This is a genomic window from Streptomyces phytophilus (genome assembly GCF_013870535.1).
GTDB lineage: Bacteria > Actinomycetota > Actinomycetes > Streptomycetales > Streptomycetaceae > Streptomyces > Streptomyces phytophilus.
Genome location: NZ_JACBXC010000590.1, coordinates 1 through 3,674 on the forward strand (window position 1 = coordinate 1; position 3,674 = coordinate 3,674).

Annotated in this window: 3 protein-coding genes; 2 read left to right on the forward strand and 1 reads right to left on the reverse strand. The window is 73.0% G+C overall.

Translation table 11 applies throughout. The annotated features are described in order from the left end of the window. Positions 1–1,565, reverse strand: a 1,565-nt coding sequence (locus H5J30_RS21820; protein WP_181789081.1) for a PAS domain-containing protein, incomplete at its 3' end; no start/stop codon positions are given. Between the two features lie 752 nt (positions 1,566–2,317). Between H5J30_RS21820 and H5J30_RS21825 the strand changes: the two genes are divergently transcribed. Beyond that, a complete protein-coding gene (locus tag H5J30_RS21825) occupies positions 2,318–2,983 on the forward strand; it encodes a ClpP family protease (RefSeq protein ID WP_181789082.1) in 666 nt (221 codons plus the stop codon). A 2-nt stretch (positions 2,984–2,985) separates the two neighbouring features. Continuing rightward, positions 2,986–3,582, forward strand: a complete 597-nt coding sequence (locus H5J30_RS21830) for a ClpP family protease (protein WP_181789083.1) — start codon at positions 2,986–2,988, stop codon at positions 3,580–3,582. Positions 3,583–3,674: the final 92 nt, after the last annotated feature.

Consider the following 3,674-nt stretch of genomic DNA (forward strand, 5'->3'; position numbering starts at 1 on the left):
CCGCCGCGCGACCTCCGCCAACCCGGCACCTCCAGCAGGTACGCACCGCCGTTCTGCCCCGGCACCTCGTGCGTCTGCAGGATCCCACCGTGCAGGAGGGCAACCCCCCGCGCCAGCGGCTCGTGCACCGAACCCCCCGCACCCCGGGAACCGGAAGAACCCGAAGAACCCGAAGAACCGGCAGAACCCGAAGCAGACCCGCCGACCCCCCGCGGCCCCTGCACCTCTATCCGCACCACATCCCCGCGCCGGGCCGCCGCCACCACCACCGGCGCGTCCGACGCCCCCGCGGTCCGCTGCCCCGTGGCGTCGACGCCCGCGACCTCCGCGATCAGGTGCGCCAGCGCCAGCGCCAGCCACCGTCCGTCCGCCTCGATCTCCAACTGCGGCGCGTGCACCACGAACTGCGCCCGCCCGGGGCCGATCAGCTCGTCCGCGCCCTCGGTCGCGGCGTGCACCACGTCCTCGACGTTCACCGTCTCCACCGCCAGCCGCTCCTTGCCGGAGTCCAGCCGCTGGAAGTCGAGGACGCCGTCGATGAGCGCGGTCATCCGCCCGTACCCGGCGGAGAGGTGGCGCAGCGTCTGGTTGGCCTCCGGCCAGAGCTGCCCGGCCGGGTCGTCGACGAGGGTGTTCAGCTCCGCGCGCAGGGTGTCGAGCGGGCTGCGCAGCGCGACGGCGAGGACCGCCTGCAGCTGCGCGAGCCGCGCCTCCAGCGCGTCGCGCCGCCGCCGGTCGGTGAAGGCGAGGACGGCACCGACGAGTTGGTCGCCGTCGCGCACCGGGGCGGTCGTCATGTCCACCGGCACCGGCTGGCCGTCGCTTCCCCACAGCACCTGGCCGCGTACGCGGTGCTTGCGCCCCGAGCGCAGGGTGTCCGCGATCGGGGTCTCCTCGTACGGCAGCGGAGTGCCGTCGGGGCGGGAGTGGTGGATGAGGGGGTGGAGGTCGGAGCCGCCGAGTTCGCTGGCGCGGTAGCCGAGGATCTGCGCGGCGGACGGGTTGACGAGGACGACCTTGCCGGTGGTGTCCGTACCGACGATGCCCTCGGCGGCGGCGCGCAGGATCATCTCGGTCTGCCGGCGCTGCCGGTGCAGCTCGGCCTCGATCTCCGCCGAGCCCGTGAGGTCCCGTACGACGAGCATGAGCAGCTCGTCGCCCGTGTAGTGGTGCCCGGGCGCGTACGGGGACTCGCCGCCGGGGCCGTCCTCCAGGTCCGCGCTGGTGACCTCGGCGGGGAAGCCGCTGCCGTCGGTGCGGCGGGCGGCCATGCGCAGCGGCTTCGTGCGCTCCTCGGCGCGCATCCCCGCGTCGGGCGCGACGGACCCCGTGGAGTCGCCGCGGGGGCGGCGCATGGAACCGGGGATGAGCTGCGGGTCGAAGTCCGGCAGCAGGTCGAGGAGCCCGCGGCCCACGACGGCGGCGCCGGGCCGCTCGAAGGTCTCCAGCGCGACGCGGTTGGCGGCGACGACGGTGCCGTTGGTGTCGACGAGGAGCAGCGCGTCGGGGAGCGCGTCGAGTATGGCGGCGAGGCGAGCAGCGCCTCGGGATGGCCTGCTGCTCACGACGAACTTCCTCCTCGACGACCGTTCTTGCTGTGCTCCGCGGCCGGCCCGCACGCCGTCGCGCCTGCCGTACGCGCCCTCCTGCGGGCCCGTACGCGCCGCGTGCGCGCCGGTGGCCGTGCCACGAGAGGATTCTACGGTCCCCCGTTGCCCGGGGGACGGCGGATGAGAATCGTCACGCCGCCACCACAACTCCGCCGGGTTCCGCAGGGGGGCGGCCGGAGCGGTCCGGGTGCCGTGCGGTCCGCCGACGGTACGGGCAGGTCGTACGGGACGCGGGGGTGACCGCGGGGTACGGGGCACGGGGTGCGGCACCGGGCCCGCAACTGCCCGGCACAGGCGGCAGGGTACGGGAAGAACGCCGCCGGGGGACGGGGCGGCATGAGGACAGAGCGCGACGATTCCGGCAGCCGCGAAGGCCGCCCCGGCGCGACCGCGGCCCGCCCCTGAGGCCCGGGGGCGTACCGCGGAAAGCGCTCCGGAAGCACTGGAAGTACTGGAAGCACCCGGGAACGCACCCCGATGCGCACCTCCGTACGCCCCCGGCGCGCACCCGCCGCCGCGTGCTGCTGGTCGTCGGCAGTTTCTTCACCGGCTGGACACAGGTCGTTTCCCGAACCCGACGCCGAAGCCGCCTTATGCCCTTCTGCCGAGGGCGAATCTGCCCCGGGCAAAGATCCCTCCCCTTCACACGGCATCCCGCCGACCGTGGAAGCAGGAAGCAGAAAGCAAGAAGCCACGAGGGAGGCACGATGACACCACCGCCCCGCACCGCAGCCCGGCCGTCGGCCCTGACACCGCGCGCCGAGGACGAAGAGGGAGCACCGCCCCCGTCGAGGTTCGACGACCACCTGGCCGCCCAGCTCCTCGGCCAGCGCATCGTCCTCCTCGGCACCGAGGTCACCGACGCCTCCGCGAACCGCGTCTGCGCGCAGCTCCTGCTGCTCTCCGCCGAGGACCCGCGCACCGACATCGCGCTCTACGTCAACAGCCCCGGCGGCTCCGTCCACGCCGGCCTCGCCATCTACGACACGATGCGGCTGATCCCCAACGACGTGGCCACGCTCGCCATGGGCTTCGCCGCCAGCATGGGCCAGTTCCTGCTCACGGTCGGCAGCAAGGGCAAGCGCTTCGCGCTCCCGCACGCGCGGATCATGATGCATCAGCCCTCCGCGGGCATCGGGGGCAGCGCGGCCGACATCGAGATCCAGGCGGACAACCTGGAGTACAGCAAGACGCTCATGGAACGCCTCCTGGCCGAGCACACCGGCCAGGACCAGGCGACGATCTCGCGCGACGGCGACCGCGACAGGTGGTTCACGGCGGAGCAGGCGAAGGAGTACGGGATGGTCGACCAGGTCGTCGAGTCGCTCACCGACATCCGCCCGGCAGGTTCGAAGCGACGGATGGGGCTGTGACCATGAGCCAGTACACGATCCCGAACGTCGTCGAGCGCACCGCGCACGGCGAGCGCGCGTACGACATCTACAGCCGGCTGCTCTCGGAGCGGATCATCTTCCTCGGCACCGAGATCGACGACGGCGTCGCGAACGTCGTCATCGCCCAGCTCCTCCACCTGGAGTCGGCGAGCCCCGGCACCGAGATCTCCATCTACATCAACTCACCCGGCGGCTCGTACACCTCGCTGATGGCGATCTACGACACGATGACGTTCGTCGGCGCCCCCATCTCCACGTTCTGCGTGGGGCAGGCGGCGTCGACGGCGGCGGTGCTGCTCGCGGGCGGGGAGAAGGGGCGCCGCTTCGTACTGGAGCACGCGCGGGTGCTGCTGGGCCAGCCGGCGAGCGGCGTGCGGCGCGGGACGGTGTCGGACCTGAGCCTGGAGGCGAAGGAGATCCTGCGGATCCGGACGCAGATGGAGGAGGTGCTGGCGCGGCACACGGGGCACGAGGTGGCGACGCTGCGCGCGGACACGGACCGGGACAAGGTGTTCACGGCGGAGGAGGCGGTGGCGTACGGGCTGGCGGACCAGGTGATCAGCAAGCGCCAGTTGTGACGGAGCGGGGGACGGAGCCGCGGACGGGGCCGGGGACGGGGTTCATCAGGAAGACGAACGACATGGTGGCGGCGACCGGCGGCGCCAGGAAC

Excerpts from the sequence above, each read along its gene's own strand:
- H5J30_RS21825 (WP_181789082.1), top strand. The coding sequence starts at position 2,318 with ATGACACCACCGCCCCGCACCGCAGCCCGGCCGTCGGCCCTGACACCG.
- H5J30_RS21830 (WP_181789083.1), top strand. The coding sequence starts at position 2,986 with ATGAGCCAGTACACGATCCCGAACGTCGTCGAGCGCACCGCGCACGGC.